Consider the following 16012-nt stretch of genomic DNA (forward strand, 5'->3'; position numbering starts at 1 on the left):
ACTCTCCGTAAATAATCTTCTAGAAGAAGAATCACTGCGAAGATAGTCTTGCAAATCCTGACCAATAAAAACCAGACCCATAACCAGACACACCGACGGGGGCCGGTCATGCCTGAAGCCTGATCCATCAGCCAAGGACCAACCACAATGGTTGATCAATTGGCATCGGTTGTTCAGATGCGCTGTTGAGTTCTCAAGGAGCGGACGCTCAGAACTTCCTGCCTTTCGGCGTTCCGTCCTGGCGACGTTGTAAACAGTAGACCCTGTGTTGCTCGCCGGTCAAATCCGTGTTTCGCGGTTTTAAACGACGATGGAGCTTTCCCGGAACAGCAATAGCCATAAAGAGTGAAGCCCATCCCGGAGGACGCGCAACGACTCTCAGCTTTTACTGTGGAGGGAAGGTTTTATATCACCCCGGAACCGGCCACTTGCATGTCCGTTGCTTCCGTGGAGTCGACGTCCGCCGAAGCGACCCGCCGAAGAACCTTGAAGAACATTACCAGGGCTTTCGGGCCTCAGTTGCCTACCCCAGGGCGACCCCCGTCACAACCGGATATCGATGCCAGGCGCGGGTACGTCGCTACGCATCCCTGGGGGCAACGCGGTCGTTGGCCAGGAAGCGGAAGCGACCGTCGTCCCCCTGCTCGAGGAACGTGAAGGTGCCGGCCACTCCCCCGTCCTCACTCATGGCCACGAAGGTGTCGTGCTCGAGAGGCCGGATCTCCCTCCGGTCGACCATCGTTGCGATGCCGGCCCGGCGATCCATCGTCACCGTCTCGTTCCGGGCCTCTCTGGTGAGCCAACAACGTCCTTCATCGTCGCTCGTGACCTCGAACCGGAACTGCCGGGTCGAGTACCGGCCCAGGAATCGGTCCGGATGGCCTACCCGGGCCGCGACAGCGGGCGCCGTCACGGCGACGGGCGGTGCGATCCCGGCCAGATCGGCGAACAGCGGGTCCAGCAGTTGCTGCGTGAGCTGCCCACCCGCGTCCGCATTGGTCAGCACGACTGCCGCCAGGCCCTGCTCGGGGACGATCCGGAGCATCGTCGCCACCCCCGGAGCCCCGCCACCGTGCTCGGCGACGCCCGGCCTCGGCAGGCGCCAGCCGAGTCCCTGATGTGAATCCGCCACGCCGCGGTGCCGCAACCAGGGATGAAGCATGAGCGCGGCCGAGGCCTCACCGAGCAGTCGGGTGCCGTTCGACGCCCGTCCCCCGGAGAGGAAGAGACGCCCCAGCTCCAGGAGCCCACCGGCCGACAACGCCAGCTGATTGCCGGCGGCCGGGTTCGACGGGGGCATGAGCGCCCACTCCCGGGTCGGGCGCAAGGGGGCCGAGGCTGTGGCCCGCACATGACCGATCGCCGTCCGGAACGCCAGAGCCTGATCCGCCGAGAACGCAAGCTCCGTAATGCCCAGCGGTTCCGCCAGGTGACGTCGGAGAGCCTGCTCGTACGTCGCGTCGCGCAGCACCTCGACGATCCGGCCGAGCGTGCCGAAGCCGGAGTTGCAGTACGAGAAGCGTTGCCCCGGCCGACTGTGCTGCGATGCCTGGGCCACGAGATCGCGGACGAACCGGTCGAGCGCGTCCGGACCTGACGTCGTCGGCTGCCACAGGTCGCCCTCGAATCCGCCCGTGTGTGTCAGGAGATGTCGCACCGTGATCTGTTCTCCCGCTGACGCATCGGCCGTCCGGAACTCGGGCAGGTAGTCCCGCGCCGGCCGATCGAGCTGAACGAGCCCTTCATCGACGAGCTGCAGGACGAGCGTGGCCGTGAAGATCTTGGTGATCGACTGGATCTGGAACAGGCAGTCGGTCGTGACCGGGACGCGCGTGCGGGTGTTGACCACCCCGAAGGCCGCCTCGACCACGTGGGGGCCGAACGCCAGGGCCACGGAAGCGCCCGGAACTCCTACCGCCGAGCCGAGCCGGAACAGGTCCGTCTCCAGCCGCTCCTGCAGATCTCTCGCCGTCCCGGCTGAAGCCGTCATATGTGTGAAGCTACTCCTTCACACATAAATGTCAAGGAACGCCTTCACATATGCTGACGCGATGGCTCCCCCGGAACGGACGCCCGGCGTTCGGCTCACCGACCCTTCGGTCCTGCGAGCGCTGGCCCACCCCGCGCGGCTGCGCATGCTCGATGTCCTGCAGGAACGCGGGGGCGCGACGGCTACTCAGTGCGCCGAGGTCGTTGATCTCAGTGCCAGTGCGTGTTCGTGGCACCTGCGTCAGCTGGCCGCGACGGGACTGGTGCGAGACGCCGGCCGCCGCGGTGACGGCCGGGAACGCGTTTGGGAGGCGGTGGTACCCGCGTGGAACGTGGACATGGCCACCATCGACGCCGAGCCGGCGGAGGCTCAGGGGCTGGACCTGGCGGTGACCCAGGCGATGCTGCAGGCATCCACCGCGACGGTCGAGGAATTCGTCGTGCGAATGGCGCAGGATCAGGAACCCCCGCAATGGCGGGATGCCGGTCTGGTCAGCAACTCCACCCTGCGTCTGTCGGCGGATGAGCTGCGTGATCTGACCGCCGAGGTGATGCAGCTGCTCGCCCCTTACCGACTGAGCGCCCGACCCGAAGCCCGGCCGGGCGATCGCACGGTTCACGCCGCGGTGCGGTTCGTTCCCGTCTCAGCTCCTGACGGATCCAGCCCACCTACCGACGAGCAGTAGGACATGCGTCCACGGGTACGGGTTGTTCCTGATCAGCGACTCCCCGTTCCCGCGCTCCCGATCCCCGCATCCCGGAGATCGACCTCGTCCACGTAGTCGGCCTCACCTGGTTCACCCGGCACACCTCCGCCGACTTCGATGAGGCGCGGGTACTTGACGTTCGGATCGGGTACGAACGCGTCTTCTGACTCGATCGTGACCAGCCAGGGGTTTCTGTCGCCGTAGAGGTAGGCGATGGACGTGCCCGGCCGACGTAGGAGTGAGCCGAGCCGGGTGTAGGAGAGGCGGGCGCCGGGCACCGGATCCGGGTCGTCGTCCTCCATCTCATGGGCCGCGAACGAGTAGAGGTCCACGTTCTGCCATTCGAAGGCCCATTGAACGATTTCGTGCAGCTTCAGCAGCGTCACGTCGTTGCCGAGCGCGATCCGGCGCCAGGTTTGCGGCCGGCTTCCCTCCAGCGTGAGGCGTATCCGGTACCCGGTCGGCGCCGGAGCGGGAATCGCATGCTCACCGCGCTCGATGCTGTCGGCCAGGATCAGGTCGTAGGACGCCTCCACGTCAGGCTCGCCCAGGGCTGCGGCCAGCTGACGCGCCCGCAGGTGGAGAAGGTAGGTACGCACCCGGAAGTCGGGCCGGCCCTCGGTCGATGCCTCCGGCCCGGTCTCCAGCACCTCCCGGAGCCGGTCCAGAACGTTCGTGTCGTCCAGCTCTTCGTGATAGTTGACCGACCGCAACCTCGGGAGCTCCCGGACGGCGGCCCGCGACTGGTCGACGAGTTCGGGCGTCTGGACCCACACCTGCTTCAGCCGCTGAAAACCGAGGTCGTCACCCGCGAAAGGGACGACGAAGCCGTGTTCGCGATGACCGTAGGAGAACACGACTCCCAGACTGTGCTCATCCGGAACGCGATCACCGTGGCCCCAGGCCCGCAGCATCTTCAACGGCGCGGCGTGAGCCCACCGCGGCGGCTGCACCCCGGCCGCCTTCAGCTGCCGGGCAGCCTCCGCCGCCATCCGGCGACTGGGAACCGGCCCGAGGTCAGCCGCGACCATCAGCAGGCCCAGCACCGACGGGCTGGGCGTCTGCACCAGATGCTCGATCACCAGCATCAGGATGTTGGCGGTGTTGAGATCGGCTGACGCGCTGGTGAACTCGGTCGGCATGTTCTCGTCGAGCGACTCACAGAGCGCAAGCAGACTCAGCTCGGCCTCGTACCGGTGCCGGCTCCGGCCGATCCGGTCGAGCTGCTCGGCCGCCACGTCGGGAACCATGGCCACCATCCCCGGCGACAGCCGGGCCGCAGGCATCAGCGGTGGCACCTGCGAAAGATCCACCTCCAGATCCACAGGCGGAGCAACGGACGCGGGGCCAGCGGGCGCGGGTGGGTTGCGCCGGGTAGCCGCACGATTCGGTGTCCGTTTTCTACCGTTTCCCATAGGGAAATAGTCGCACGCAGGGGCCCTGAATCGGATTCTGCACAGGAGTTTCAGGTTTCCCGGTGGACACCGCCGAATTGCCCCCAGCTACCGAAGTCCGGTGGAACGGAACGTGAATCAGACCGTCCCGTCCCACCTGCGCACGGTCAGGCGGCCTCGCAGGCCACGCCGTCCTTGTCGCGGTCCATCGTGATGTTCGCCTTGTACAGCGGGGTGCGGACCGGGATCAGGCGGGTGGCCACCGGCGTGCTCGAACCGCGCACCTTGTCCTTGGCGCCCTTCTTGCGGATGCCGTGCTGGTAGTCCTTGTGCAGAGCGGTGCAGTTCTTGTACTTCTTCGCCTTGGCCGCGGCCGTGAAGTGCGACTCGGCGGCGATGGTGTGAACCGAACCGGCCGAGGCGGCCGAAGCCGTCGTGACTCCGGTCAGGCTGACCAGGGCCAGGCCCAGCACCGTGACACCGATTGTTGCAATGCGTCTCATGGCGGTGACCCTAGGGTAGATCCACGTGATGCGTGGGCCGATCGGGAAGATTCAGGACCTCTGGGCCGGACGCACGACGAACGGTCGCACCAGTCACATCCGGGTCGGCAAGCCCCTCGTCGATTCAGGTCCTCCGCATCCGGCACCGCCGCGACGCCTGCCGGCCAAGCTGAGCCGGCCAAGCTGAGCCGGCCCACGACACGGCTGGGCTCCAGTGTTGCCGGACGGTCTGCCGTTCTCTGCCACGGGAGGCCAGGACCGATCACTTGTCACGCCGCCGCTCCAGTTCGTCGGCAAGAGCGGTAACGATGGCCGTCCACAACCGCGGTTGCGCCGTAGCGGCAACGTTCTCGGCCAGGCTGACGCCCATGGCCGTGGCGAAGTCGGCGCTGAACTTGTCGAGCCCCGTATCGGGAGCCTTGGGCGACCGACCAGCTTTCGAGGCCCGGGAGCGCTGGTGCCCCGGTGCGTCCTCTTGTAGAGACGTCACCTCGACCGCCTGTGACCGCTCCGGGGAATCTCGGCCCGGGATTGGCAGAACCTCGCCAGAATGCACCACCGTCAAGAATTTCGTGGTCCGGGTCAACGCCACGTAGAGCAGCCGGAGGCCATGGGTGCCCTGGGCCGCGATCGCTTCCGGTTCGACCACGACGACGGCCTCGAACTCCAGGCCCTTCGCGTCCACCGCCCCGACCAGGTTGATGCTCGTACCCAGGGAACCTCCGCGCGTGTCCTGGAACTGAACGCCCTCAGCGTTCAGCACCTCGACGACGGCGGCACGATGCTCGTCGGCGCAGATGATGCCGACGAACAATCCCCGGGCCGCGTAATCGCGCGCGGCCCGGACTGCCTCCGGACCCAGATCCCCGGCACCGACCGGCCGCAGGTCAGGATCGGCCGGGCCCACCCGCACCACCGACGGTGCCTCGACCGACGGAGCAGAATACGGAAGTAGTTGTGCCGCGAGCGCGTAGACCTGTTGCGGCACGCGGTATCCGAGCCTGAGGGGCACGATCGACGCCGGATGCCGGAACTCCAGGGCGGCGACGAGGTCTTCCCAGCCGTCCCGGGCCCAGGGTCCTGTGGATTGCGCGAGATCGCCCAGCACGGTGTAAGAACCGGTTCTGCTGCGGCGACGTACCGATTGCAACTGCATCGGTGACAGGTCCTGGGCCTCGTCCAGAACGATGTGCCCGAACAGCGCGCCGCTACCGTTCAGGAGCGTGTCGACCTCGTCGAGAAGGGCGACGTCGGTCAGGCTCCAGTGTTCGTCGGAGACCCGGTCGGACGCCGGCCGGAACAGCATCCTCACCTCGGCCGCGGTGAATTGCTCTCCCGCAGCGGCCAGAAGACGATCCCGCGAACCGAAGAGGTCGCGCAGGAACGTCTGTGAGGTGAGCGATGGCCATACCCGTTCGAGGGCGGCCTCCACCGGAGCGGCCGGCGCCTGCGATCCCCAGGGCATCCGCGACGTCACGGTCGCGGTGATCCAGCTGCGCATGGCCGCGCGACCGCCCAGGTAGCTACGCGCCTGATTGATGGACCGACCCAGTGCCTCCTCGACCTCGGAACGGGTCAGGGAAGCCACCGGTTCGGCAGCCGTACCGACGTCCAGCCGATCGGCCCGCTCAGGGAAACGCACCCGCTGCACGAGACCCCGGTTGATCAGGTGCGTCATACGCAACTCGCCCTTGATCCGGGCCACGGTCGGGTGCTCGTCCCGGCCGGTGCTCGTCTGCGGTCCGAGAGTGCGCAGGTCGCGATGCTCGATCTGGTGGTCGCCCAGCCCCGGCAGCACCTGACGGATGTAGCGCGTGAACGTCGGGTTCGGGCCGACCACCAGCACGTCCGAAGGGGCCAGCTCAGCAGCGTGGTTGAACAGGAGCCAGGACACCCGGTGCAGACCGACCACCGTCTTGCCCGTACCCGGCCCTCCCTGCACGACCAGGAGCTGCTCGAGCGGAGAACGAACGAGCTCGTACTGCATCGAATGAATGGTCTGGACGATGTCCCGCATCTCGCCCGTCCGCGACGCGTCCAGATCACGCAGAACGGCGTCGTCGATGCCCTCGTACTCGAGGGCCGTGAGCTCACTGACCCGGGCAGCCAGATCCGCGAACACGACGTCGTCAAACCCGAGGATGCGGTTCCGGTCCACCTCGAACGTGCGCTTGCGGGCCACACCCTGAGGATCGTCATAACTCGCCGTGAAGTACGGAGCCGCCCCCGGCGCCTTCCAGCTGATGACCAGCAGTTCACCGTCGGCGTCAGTGATGACTCGCTTGCCGACGTAAAGCGCCTCACCGTCGCTCGGGTCGAACCGCCCGATCGCCACTGCCTCGTCCGGGTCGCCGAGCTGCTCGATGTGCCCCCGGGCAGCCTTCCCGACAGCAACGGACGCCTTACCCGCCACGGCGGCCGCCGCCGCTCCCAGGGATTGACGACTACGCTCGCGGGCCTCCCACGCCAGGTCGAAGTACTGCTGCTCCCGGGCAATCTCGGTCTCGTCGGCGGGTCCGGCAGTCATTCGTTCCCCTTCGCGGGCAGGGCCTCGGACAAGGGCGGACAGGACCCTCCCGTCACGCAGGCCTACTCATCATTCACCCAGAGCAAGCACCGCGAAGGCAGACTTTGTCACGAATTGACCACGTTCCCCCGGACTACCCGGCGCACGTCACCTCAGACGTCGATACCCGTACCGGTCAGCCCTGCCGAAAGCCCCCAAAGCCGTTCAGCAGAAGCCGGATCGATGGCATGCGGGTTGACCCCGCGGGCCTGCCCTTCCTCCGTACCGAGGTCAGAGATGACAGCCACGTCAGCGTCCTCGCAGTAGACCCCACCCATCCCCGCGAGCTGGGCCGAGGTAGCCGCCCAGACCGTGGTGGCGGCGCCCTGGTCCGGCGTCTTCCACGGATAGATCTCTTTGCCCTCCTCGTCCATCCACCCGAGGGCCACCATCTCGTCCATCGTGATGTACCTCTGCAACGGCGTCCGAATACCCCCCGGGAAAACCGAGAAGGCCCTCACCCCAACAGCTTCACCGAGACGATCCAGATGCCGGGCGAACAGCACGTTGGCGGTCTTGGCCTGCCCGTACGCACGCCACTTCTCGTAGCTGTTGTGGAACTGAAGATCGTCCCACCGAATGTCGGAACCCTTGTGTCCCACCGAGCTCAAACTGATGACGCGAGCACCCCCGTCCCGGACCAGCGCCGGCCAGAGGCGGCTGGTCAGCGCGAAGTGACCGAGATGGTTGGTCGCGAACTGCGCCTCCCAGCCCGGCCCCACGCGTGTCAGCGGCATCGCCATCACGGCGGCATTGTTGATCAAGAGATCGAGCCCACGGTCACCGGCAAGGAACGAATCCGCGAATGCCCGCACGCTCGCGAGATCGGCCAGGTCGAGTTCGGCAATCTCGACACCTTTCACCCCCTTCAACTGCGCAGCGGCGGCATCCGGCCGGCGGGCAGGTACAACGACGGTGGCCCCCGCCCCGGCCAGGGCCAGCGTCGTGGGAATACCGATACCGGAATATCCACCCGTCACGACGGCGACCTGGCCGGCCAGGTCAACACCGGCAAGTATCTCTGCAGTAGTCGTTTTCGGACCGAAGCCGGATCCGATCGGGCGCTGATAAGAAACCATGGCCCCACGCTAAGAAGGCCGAGCCCATCGTTCCAGGCAGAGCTGCACCCACCCAGCGCGGCTGGCTTCGGGCAAGGGCACCAATTGAGGACGACACGTCACCATCGACTTCCGTCTCCCCCAGCAGTCGGCTGGCTTCCAGAAGGAACCGGCCGGCCCCGCATGACCAGGCAGCGGCGTGTGGTCCGACAGCTTTTTCAGGAGCGCCTGACGAGTGCGACCAGCGTCTCGTGGTCGAGAAGCAATCTGGCCTCGTGCATCGGCCCCCCATGACGCCGGAGATCAACAATGAGCCAACACAACCAGGGAATGTCCCACGCCGGCCCCGGAAACGCGGCACCCGGAGCGGAGGGCGGCTGTTGTGTACACCTGGTACATCCGGTACCGGATGTACCAGGTGTACACAGCGCTCGAAAGCCCTCGGGAACCCTCAGCCATCCTGGGTAAGGCCCCCTCCGGCGGGTCGGGCGCCGAGACCCCGGGCGGTCGCCGCACTGCTACTCACGACGAAGATCTGCGGCACGGCCCTGGCTCCGCGGTCGGCGGTCCGTCAGACAAGCGGCAGACCGGACCCGGAGAACCGCTGCCCCCGTGCAGCAGCTCCCCTGCACCCCGAACAGCACCATTCGTCGCATCCGCCCCATCCGTGGCAGGCTCGTCGCCGATACCGGGCGAAAGTCCCGGTACACGACATCTCGGGAGCTACACATGGCCGTTGCGATTGACCTCACCAAGGCGCTGGACAAGGGCTTCGAGAGCAGCAGCATCACGGAGATCCTCGACGCCCCGGTCTCCGCGCTGTCCGGTGTGACGAAGGCTCACGCCGAGCACCTGGCCGCCGACTTCAACATCAAGACGGTCCGCGACCTGGGCACGAACAAGTTCTACGCGCTCGCCGCGTCGCTGGTGACGCTGGAAGCCCACCAGGGCTGAGGCTCTGCCGGGCGCTGAGCCGGTCTCCGGCTCAGCGCCGCCCGTCACACCCTCATCACCGGATCGGCGAGATTTAGAGCAGCCGGGGACTAAGTCCTTCAGGAGGCGGGCCACCAGCTGCTCCAGCCGAGGTGGCCCGGTACGGCAGACTGACCGCCATGACGATCCTGCCGGAGACCGATGTGGCGCGGATTCAAGAGTGGTGCAGCGCCAGAGTTCCCGAGCACGCGCGCGACCAGGTGCGGGTCGAGGCGGACATCGCCGAGCGACATGTGACCATCGTGGAATGCCGCCCACCCTGGCGCCCGGAGGCCGGGCCCGAGTGGACCAGGCTTCCCGTCGCCCGGCTCCGCTACACGAAGTCGACGAAGAAGTGGTCGCTGTACTGGCGCGACCGTAACCTCAAGTTTCACATCTACGATCGCCTCCCGGCCGATACCGACGTAGACGTGCTGCTCACCGAGATCAACCAGGATCCGACGGCCATTTTCTGGGGCTGAAGCATTGCTGCGGTGGAACGACCTCAACGCCCCCGGCTCACGTACACCCGTCGCACCACATCCTCGACATCCGGTTCCTCCACCGACAGATCCCGCACCGCTGCCTGTTCGGAAACCGCAGCGAGCAGAGCCGCGGCAGTCGTGACCTCCGGGTCGAAGGCCAACCGCTGCCGAAGACCGTCAGCCTCACTCCCGAGATGCTCGGCGTGCGGCAGGTCGTGCAGGTCGGGGGTCGGCTCGGCGAGGTCCACCACCAGCACCCGGCGCATCGCCACCGTCCGCGACAGCCCGGCCAGGCTCCCGTCGTAGGCCAGGCGGCCCTGGTCGACCAGCAGGATGCGCTCGCACAACCGACTGACGTCACCCATGTCGTGCGTCGTCAGGAGCAGGGTCGTTCCGTGCGCGGCTCGTTCCGCGAGAAGGAACTCGCGCAGACGCTGCTTGCTCACCACGTCCAGACCGATCGTCGGCTCGTCCAGCACCAGCAGTTCCGGCGAGTGCAGCAGGGCAACCGCGACCTCTCCCCGCATCCGCTGACCGAGGGAGAGCTGACGCACCGGAGTCGCGAGAAACTCTTCCAGCTCCATGTTCTCGACCAGTTCGGCGGTGCGCTCACGTTCCCGGTCCCGGCTCAGGTCGTGGATGGCGGCCAGGATCCGGAACGATTCGGCCAGGGGCAGGTCCCACCAGAGCTGAGACCGCTGGCCGAAGACCACTCCCAGCCGGCGAGCCAACTGCCGGCGCTGCGAGACCGGTTGGAGTCCGCAGGTCAGGGCTGTACCGGACGAGGGCACGAGAATGCCGGCCAGCATCTTGATCGTGGTCGATTTCCCCGCCCCGTTGGCACCGATGTAGCCCACCGACTCGCCGGCCTCGATGCTGATCGTCAGGTCGTCGATCGCCGTGATCTCCCGGCTCCTGAAACCCTTGGTGCGCAGGCGAAACCGTCGCGTGAGCGCCTCCGTCTGGATGATGGGCATCAACCGCCGCCTCCTTGGTAGTGCCGGGTACCGGTGCGCCAGGACAGCCCGGCCAGACCCCACATCCAGATCGCCGCCAGGGGCGCCAGCCATCCCGCCCAGTCCGGCAGATTCCACGGTACGGGCAGGTCGAGCAGGGTCAGGGTCGGCAGATAGCCGGTGAAGGCCATGGGCACGCCGAAACCGAAAACGGCGATCAGGGGCCTGCTCCACACCGATCCCGGCTGGTTGGCCGCGTAACGCCCGCCGTACACCACGCTGTTCGTCATTTCCGCCGCGTCGATCAGGAAGAACTGCGCCCCCGCGGCCGCGACGAAGATGCCGGTACAGATGGCCGTACCGGTCAGGAGGCTGAGAAGGACAAGAAGGACACTGCTCGGCGTGAGCGTCACGTCGTTGGCGATCAGACCCACGATCAGCACGGCAAACCCAACCCCCACCCGAGTCAGACGCCGCAAGCTGATGTCACTGGTGATCAGCTGCGCCAGAAGAGGCTGGGGCCGCAGACAGAAGACGTCAAAGGTTCCGGCCCGCAGATAGTCCGGCAGCCGGTCGACGTGCCCGACCAGAAGATCGGCGATGCTGAAAGCGGTATCGGCCAGACCGAACACCACGAGTGCAGCCGTCAGATCCAGGCCACCGATCTCGTCCACCGCCCGGTACAGCACCCAGACCTCCGCAAGCTCCACCAGCCCGATCAGCAGCGAGCTGACCAGGTCCAGGCCGAAGCTGGCCCGATAGCTGCTCTGAGCGCGCATGCGGGCCCCCAGCAGCGCCCGGTAGGGACGGGTCCGACTACCCACCCTGCACCTCCAGACGACGCCGCCCAGCATGGGTGATCAACCGTCCCACCAGCAGCACTCCCGCGATCCAGGCCAACTGCACGATCACCGCCTGCCCCGCCGAGAACCCCGTGACCCGACCGGACAGCACATCGATCGGGGTCTGCAGCATGCACGGGAACGGTGTCGCCCGGGCCACCGCGAGCAACCAGCCGGGAAACAACGTCACCGGCACGAAAAGGCCCGCCAGAAAACCCGAGAGAATCATGTACGCCGTCTGGATCCCCCGCGTCTCCACGCTCCAGAACCCGGCAACGGCCACGAGATAGACCGTCAGGAAAGACAGCGTCGTGCCCGCGACGATGCTGACCGCGCTCAACGCCACGGTCACCGGTTCCAGAGGAAGACGCATTCCCCCGACCAGCACACCGAGCGCCACCAGCGGCACACCGCGCGGCAGCAGCGCGAACAGCGCCCTGCCCACCTCCTGAGCGGTACTGGCGGTCTGCAGATCCACCGGACGCAGAAGGTCGACGGCAATACTGCCGTCCTTGATCCGCACCGCGAGATCGCTACGCCCCGAGAGATTCACCGACCCCAGCAGCGCCTGCGACAACCAGGTGTACGCAGTGATCGACGCGGCATCGTAGCCCCCGATCTCCCCACCCCCGGCCCGCACCGCAGCCACCAGAATGCTGGCCTTGAGAAAACCGAACGTAGCGTTGGCGACCAGCCCACCCAGAGCGGCTGCCCGGTATCGGGATCCCCTCCGCCAGCCGGCGACGAACATCCGCCAGTGGATCCGGAACCACACCCGAGTGCGCATTGATCTGGATCTTAGCGGCCGTTTTGCGTCTCAGTTCGGGATCACCAATGGTGGACGCCGATGGGCGTCAGTTCCAGCGATGACGTCCTAGCTCACAGGAGCCTTCACAGCAAGGAATCGCGATGCTCTGGTCGGCACCGAGCCGGACGCCTTGGTGATCTCTTCGATCAGCGCGGAATTTCCCAGGTGGTGACGGTTAGATTCACGGCGTTGTCCTTCGACACGGAATTGACCACGATACGTGCCATCTTCGTGCGGGCCGGCTCGTTGACGGCCCCGAGTCCGTTGGTCACCGCACAGAGCACGAGGTCCTGGCTCACTTCGACTTCGGCGTCGACGGGAGAGAGCTGGATTTCCTGAGCGCACTCATCGGGAGTGACGGTCGGCGACTTTCCCACTGCCACATCGGCCGACTTGAACCTCAACGTCGGCTGCGCGAATCCTGCCCTGAACGACAGGTCATAGGCGGCACTTTCGGCGTTGACGAGCGGCTGGTCCAGATCGACGTAGCGTGTGTCTCCAGTAACCAATCGCATTTGCACGTCTTCCCGGACCGGCGCGTACGAGGCTCCTGGAGACGGCAGCTTGGTGACGAGCGGCTCATCTGTTCCGGTGGGTTCCGCTTCAGTACTGGTGGGAGTAGCCGGATCCGGCGCCGCAGTGGTCGGTGCCGCCGTGCCGGCGCCCGCCCTGGTCTGCTCGGGCGAAGCCGCCTGCACCGATACCGATCCGGTTCGCTCAAGGGCGAGGACCGCGACCACCAGAGAAACCCCCGACAGCACCGTGGCCACAAACGCCCACATGAGTGGACTGCGAATCCTGAACAACACCGAGTTTCCCCCTAGCAGCGTTTCAACATCCGTGAATTCGACATCTACCGGCAAGGGGAACGATAGAACGCCAGCTGTGTTCGCGCAGGGATTCTTGGATTCTGCAATTTCGAAGCCCAAGACGTGAGAACTTGGAGAGATGTCGATATCGGGTTTCGGTCTGCGCGGCCGGTCGGCCGAGTTCTGGGTAGCCTGCGTCGGCACCTTGGCAGGCATCATCGGAGCCGCCGCGGCCGTTGCCGTCTTCGTCGTCCCGGCCAAGACCGGTGATGCATCGGCAGACCCGCAGACCAGTGTGTCAGGCGCCCCGCCCACCGCTGGGTCGAGCCAGACCACCAGTTCGCCGCCGGAAACCACTGCCGTCACAGCTTCCGACATTCGCTACCTGACCGACCTGTCACCGAAAGCAGGCGCTGGTTTTCTCGAGACCGAGGGCCGAAACCTTGGCCTGTCCTGCCCGACGAACCAGTCCGACGACGTCCAGCATGAAGTGACCTACCCTCTGCCGGCCGCCTACAGCCAGTTCTCCGCGGAAATGACGGTTGGGGGCGAGGCCGATCCGGAAGCAACAGCATCAGTTCAGGTGTTCATTCAGCGTCGCTCTGATCGGAATGATGTCCGGGTGCAGGTGGGTGACCCGATAGTCCTGAAACAGCAGGCTCGTACGGCTTTTACCCGTCCACTCGGCGAAGCAGTTCAGCTGGTTCTCCGCGTTCGGTGCACCTCGAGTACCCAGATCGTTGAGCTGAATTCTCCTCAGCTCACCCGCTGAAGGGCACTGCGGGGTCGATCTTGTTACGACGTAGGTGATCTCGCGTCTGCTACAAAGAGACACTGGCCTCGCGGAATTCGCTCAGCGCCTCAAGAGCATGCGCAGCGAAGTCCAACCGGTCGTTCTCGACCCAGGCGGCGTACCCCCGCTTGAAAGCCAGAACGCCGATCTCACCGGCCAGGGCCGCAGTCGTCTCGGGCACGGCCCGGTCGACCAGGGCCGTCGTCATCGCGGCAGCGAGACCGACGCTCTTGAGCGCATCCCGTTCCTGGAGTTCGGTACTGGCTGCAATGGCCACCTTGAGCCGGGGACCGATCTCGCGAACCACCGGACCCATCGCCTCGGACGCACGCACGAGGCCGTCGGCAACCGCGTCGAGCGGGCCGGCGGTGTCCGGCGCTTCGGCAATCCCCTCTGCCAGCAGACGACTCAGCGCCTCCTGACCGACCACGAGTAGCTCGCGCTTGTCGGGGAAGTGCCGGAAGAAGGTGCTCTTGGTCAGCCCGGCCCGCTCGGTGATCTGCGCGACGGTGGTGGCGTCGTAGCCCTGCTCGACGAAGAGGTCGAGCGCAGCCAGGACGAGGCGCTCACGAGCATCCGGTTCCCATCGCGCCATGCGCTCATCATAGTTGATGGGACCTTTGTCCCGTCACAGGTGCTACGGTGACGGGACAAAGGTCCCATCACTCGCAGGAGCATGACATGCGCGTCCTTCTCACCGGCGGCACCGGCCTCATCGGTTCTGCCGTCGTGACCGAGCTACTCGACCACGGCCACACCGTCCTCGCCCTCGCCCGCTCCGATGCGTCCGCAACAGCGGTCGGGAGGGCCGGGGCCGAACCGCTGCGCGGCGGCCTGGCTGACCTGGACGTTCTGCGGGCCGGCGCCGACCAGGTCGACGGAGTGATCCACACAGCGTTCGGTAAGGACTACAGCAGCGTCGAAGCGGTGACCGCGTCGATCGCCGAGGAGACAGCGGCCCTGGAAACCCTGGGTTCGGTGCTGAAGGGCAGCGACCGCCCGTTGGTCATCGCCGCGGGCACACCCGTGGTGCCGGGACGCCCCGCCACCGAGGCCGACCCGACGTCCACCGACGGACCGGGCGGCGACCGCGTCCGGGCCAGCATCGCGGTGCTGGAACTGGCCACCCGAGGGGTGCGCAGCTCGTCCATTCGCCTCCCCCGCACCGTCCACAACCACGGAACCGGCGGATTCGCCGGCGCATTGACCCAGATCGCCTGCCAGAGCGGCGTTGTCGGCTACCCCGGCGACGGCACTCAGCGCTGGCCAGCCGTCCACGCGCTCGACGCCGCGCAGCTCTTCCGGCTGGCCCTGGAGCAGGCGCCGGCCGGAACCGCCTGGCACGCCGTGAACGACGAGGGCGACCAAGTGCGGGACATCGCGACGGTCATCGGCCGTCGCCTCGGCCTGTCGGTGCAGCCGCTGCCGACCGAAACCTTCGGCCCCATCATGGGTCCGAGCTTCGCCGCCGATCAGCCCGCGACCAGCGCGCACACCCGCCAGGCCCTTGGCTGGAAGCCGCAGCACCCGCGTCTCCTCGACGACCTGGAAAACATCGAACCCTGAGCCCCACCTGCACCCGACGAGGTCACATCCTCACCTTCGAGCCACCAATGGTGGACGCCGCTGGGCTTCAGTCCCAGCGATGACGTCAAAGAAGTCGGCCGCAGCCAGCAAATGACCCGCGATCGCCCGGGCCTGCCTGCTGTCCAGCTCGAACAACTCCCCCAGCGCGTTCCGCGGCCGGTGCACGTTCTTGCTGACCGGTACGCCGAGCAGATCGAAGTCAACGCGCTGAGCCACCCGGACCAAGACGTAATCGTCGGCCAGCTGCGTGCGTCCGATGACGCGTTCACGATCGATGGCCTCGGTATCGACCAGCGAGATCTTGGCCCACGGCTGATCGTTCTGCGGCTGAATCTGTCCCATGAGCAAGGCCCTTCAGATGCAGGCCCGCGCGTGCCTCCCCCGTTTTCACATGAGGCACGCGCGGGCGGTCCAGGCCAGGCGGGTGGCATGAAATCATTGAGGACGCCGTTGTCCAGTGGGCAGCAATGGTGAACGTCCCGTGGCGGAGGGCCCGTTCGCGGCTGTGTCATGATGGTCTCTCCGTAAGACGTTTCGCAGTAG

16 protein-coding genes are annotated in these 16012 nt (G+C 66.4%); 5 read left to right on the plus strand and 11 right to left on the minus strand.

The window, feature by feature from the left end; genetic code table 11:
* Positions 1 to 580 precede the first annotated feature (580 nt).
* Positions 581 to 1990, minus strand: a complete 1410-nt coding sequence (locus LR393_RS24250; protein WP_231486836.1) for a serine hydrolase domain-containing protein — start codon at positions 1988 to 1990, stop codon at positions 581 to 583.
* Between the two features lie 61 nt (positions 1991 to 2051).
* On the opposite strand from LR393_RS24250, the gene LR393_RS24255 reads away from it, so the two are divergent.
* On the plus strand, positions 2052 to 2675 hold the full coding sequence (locus tag LR393_RS24255; RefSeq protein ID WP_231486839.1) for an ArsR/SmtB family transcription factor: 624 nt from the start codon (positions 2052 to 2054) through the stop codon (positions 2673 to 2675).
* Between the two features lie 32 nt (positions 2676 to 2707).
* Here the strand turns inward: LR393_RS24255 and LR393_RS24260 are convergent, their stop codons facing one another.
* From LR393_RS24260 to LR393_RS24275, 4 genes are all read right to left on the minus strand, one after another.
* Positions 2708 to 4009, minus strand: a complete 1302-nt coding sequence (locus LR393_RS24260) for a plasmid pRiA4b ORF-3 family protein (protein WP_231486841.1) — start codon at positions 4007 to 4009, stop codon at positions 2708 to 2710.
* 248 nt (positions 4010 to 4257) lie between these two features.
* Positions 4258 to 4593: an excalibur calcium-binding domain-containing protein gene (locus tag LR393_RS24265; protein ID WP_231486844.1), complete on the minus strand. Its 336-nt coding sequence runs from the start codon at positions 4591 to 4593 to the stop codon at positions 4258 to 4260.
* A gap of 262 nt (positions 4594 to 4855) precedes the next feature.
* Positions 4856 to 7120, minus strand: coding sequence for a HelD family protein (locus tag LR393_RS24270; RefSeq protein WP_231486854.1), 2265 nt, complete (start codon positions 7118 to 7120; stop codon positions 4856 to 4858).
* 152 nt (positions 7121 to 7272) lie between these two features.
* The gene (locus LR393_RS24275) at positions 7273 to 8238 is read right to left on the minus strand and encodes an oxidoreductase (RefSeq protein ID WP_231486856.1); all 966 of its coding nucleotides are present in this window, start codon (positions 8236 to 8238) and stop codon (positions 7273 to 7275) included.
* A gap of 708 nt (positions 8239 to 8946) precedes the next feature.
* Between LR393_RS24275 and LR393_RS24280 the strand changes: the two genes are divergently transcribed.
* The gene (locus LR393_RS24280; RefSeq protein WP_231486858.1) at positions 8947 to 9171 is read left to right on the plus strand and encodes a hypothetical protein; all 225 of its coding nucleotides are present in this window, start codon (positions 8947 to 8949) and stop codon (positions 9169 to 9171) included.
* A 158-nt stretch (positions 9172 to 9329) separates the two neighbouring features.
* A complete protein-coding gene (locus LR393_RS24285; protein WP_231486859.1) occupies positions 9330 to 9671 on the plus strand; it encodes a DUF3024 domain-containing protein in 342 nt (113 codons plus the stop codon).
* Positions 9672 to 9694: 23 nt separating this feature from the next.
* Here the strand turns inward: LR393_RS24285 and LR393_RS24290 are convergent, their stop codons facing one another.
* From LR393_RS24290 to LR393_RS24305, 4 genes are all read right to left on the minus strand, one after another.
* Complete coding sequence (locus tag LR393_RS24290; RefSeq protein ID WP_231486876.1) at positions 9695 to 10651, minus strand: ABC transporter ATP-binding protein; 957 nt, start codon at positions 10649 to 10651, stop codon at positions 9695 to 9697.
* Positions 10651 to 11484 (minus strand): ABC transporter permease, encoded by an 834-nt coding sequence (locus LR393_RS24295; protein WP_345718774.1) that lies wholly within the window; start codon positions 11482 to 11484, stop codon positions 10651 to 10653. The genes LR393_RS24290 and LR393_RS24295 overlap by 1 nt, the downstream gene beginning before the upstream one ends.
* Entirely contained in the window at positions 11447 to 12259 is an 813-nt protein-coding gene (locus LR393_RS24300; protein ID WP_231486892.1) for an ABC transporter permease, read from the minus strand. The genes LR393_RS24295 and LR393_RS24300 overlap by 38 nt, the downstream gene beginning before the upstream one ends.
* 167 nt (positions 12260 to 12426) lie before the next feature.
* Entirely contained in the window at positions 12427 to 13209 is a 783-nt protein-coding gene (locus LR393_RS24305; RefSeq protein WP_231486894.1) for a hypothetical protein, read from the minus strand.
* Between the two features lie 19 nt (positions 13210 to 13228).
* Between LR393_RS24305 and LR393_RS24310 the strand changes: the two genes are divergently transcribed.
* Positions 13229 to 13861, plus strand: coding sequence for a hypothetical protein (locus tag LR393_RS24310; protein WP_231486897.1), 633 nt, complete (start codon positions 13229 to 13231; stop codon positions 13859 to 13861).
* A 49-nt stretch (positions 13862 to 13910) separates the two neighbouring features.
* On the opposite strand, the gene LR393_RS24315 is transcribed toward LR393_RS24310, so the two are convergent.
* Positions 13911 to 14477 (minus strand): TetR/AcrR family transcriptional regulator, encoded by a 567-nt coding sequence (locus LR393_RS24315; RefSeq protein WP_231486940.1) that lies wholly within the window; start codon positions 14475 to 14477, stop codon positions 13911 to 13913.
* A gap of 86 nt (positions 14478 to 14563) precedes the next feature.
* Between LR393_RS24315 and LR393_RS24320 the strand changes: the two genes are divergently transcribed.
* Entirely contained in the window at positions 14564 to 15448 is an 885-nt protein-coding gene (locus tag LR393_RS24320) for an SDR family oxidoreductase (protein WP_231486942.1), read from the plus strand.
* A 30-nt stretch (positions 15449 to 15478) separates the two neighbouring features.
* Here the strand turns inward: LR393_RS24320 and LR393_RS24325 are convergent, their stop codons facing one another.
* A complete protein-coding gene (locus LR393_RS24325) occupies positions 15479 to 15811 on the minus strand; it encodes a hypothetical protein (protein WP_231486945.1) in 333 nt (110 codons plus the stop codon).
* Positions 15812 to 16012 lie beyond the last annotated feature (201 nt).

Source organism: Kineosporia mesophila, from assembly GCF_021129235.1.
Taxonomy (GTDB): domain Bacteria; phylum Actinomycetota; class Actinomycetes; order Actinomycetales; family Kineosporiaceae; genus Kineosporia; species Kineosporia mesophila.

Excerpts from the sequence above, each read along its gene's own strand:
- LR393_RS24250 (WP_231486836.1), bottom strand. The coding sequence starts at position 1,990 with ATGACGGCTTCAGCCGGGACGGCGAGAGATCTGCAGGAGCGGCTGGAG.
- LR393_RS24320 (WP_231486942.1), top strand. The coding sequence starts at position 14,564 with ATGCGCGTCCTTCTCACCGGCGGCACCGGCCTCATCGGTTCTGCCGTC.
- LR393_RS24300 (WP_231486892.1), bottom strand. The coding sequence starts at position 12,259 with ATGCGCACTCGGGTGTGGTTCCGGATCCACTGGCGGATGTTCGTCGCC.
- LR393_RS24265 (WP_231486844.1), bottom strand. The coding sequence starts at position 4,593 with ATGAGACGCATTGCAACAATCGGTGTCACGGTGCTGGGCCTGGCCCTG.
- LR393_RS24255 (WP_231486839.1), top strand. The coding sequence starts at position 2,052 with ATGGCTCCCCCGGAACGGACGCCCGGCGTTCGGCTCACCGACCCTTCG.
- LR393_RS24290 (WP_231486876.1), bottom strand. The coding sequence starts at position 10,651 with ATGCCCATCATCCAGACGGAGGCGCTCACGCGACGGTTTCGCCTGCGC.
- LR393_RS24270 (WP_231486854.1), bottom strand. The coding sequence starts at position 7,120 with ATGACTGCCGGACCCGCCGACGAGACCGAGATTGCCCGGGAGCAGCAG.
- LR393_RS24295 (WP_345718774.1), bottom strand. The coding sequence starts at position 11,484 with ATGCTGGGCGGCGTCGTCTGGAGGTGCAGGGTGGGTAGTCGGACCCGT.
- LR393_RS24275 (WP_231486856.1), bottom strand. The coding sequence starts at position 8,238 with ATGGTTTCTTATCAGCGCCCGATCGGATCCGGCTTCGGTCCGAAAACG.
- LR393_RS24325 (WP_231486945.1), bottom strand. The coding sequence starts at position 15,811 with ATGGGACAGATTCAGCCGCAGAACGATCAGCCGTGGGCCAAGATCTCG.
- LR393_RS24285 (WP_231486859.1), top strand. The coding sequence starts at position 9,330 with ATGACGATCCTGCCGGAGACCGATGTGGCGCGGATTCAAGAGTGGTGC.
- LR393_RS24310 (WP_231486897.1), top strand. The coding sequence starts at position 13,229 with ATGTCGATATCGGGTTTCGGTCTGCGCGGCCGGTCGGCCGAGTTCTGG.
- LR393_RS24280 (WP_231486858.1), top strand. The coding sequence starts at position 8,947 with ATGGCCGTTGCGATTGACCTCACCAAGGCGCTGGACAAGGGCTTCGAG.
- LR393_RS24315 (WP_231486940.1), bottom strand. The coding sequence starts at position 14,477 with ATGGCGCGATGGGAACCGGATGCTCGTGAGCGCCTCGTCCTGGCTGCG.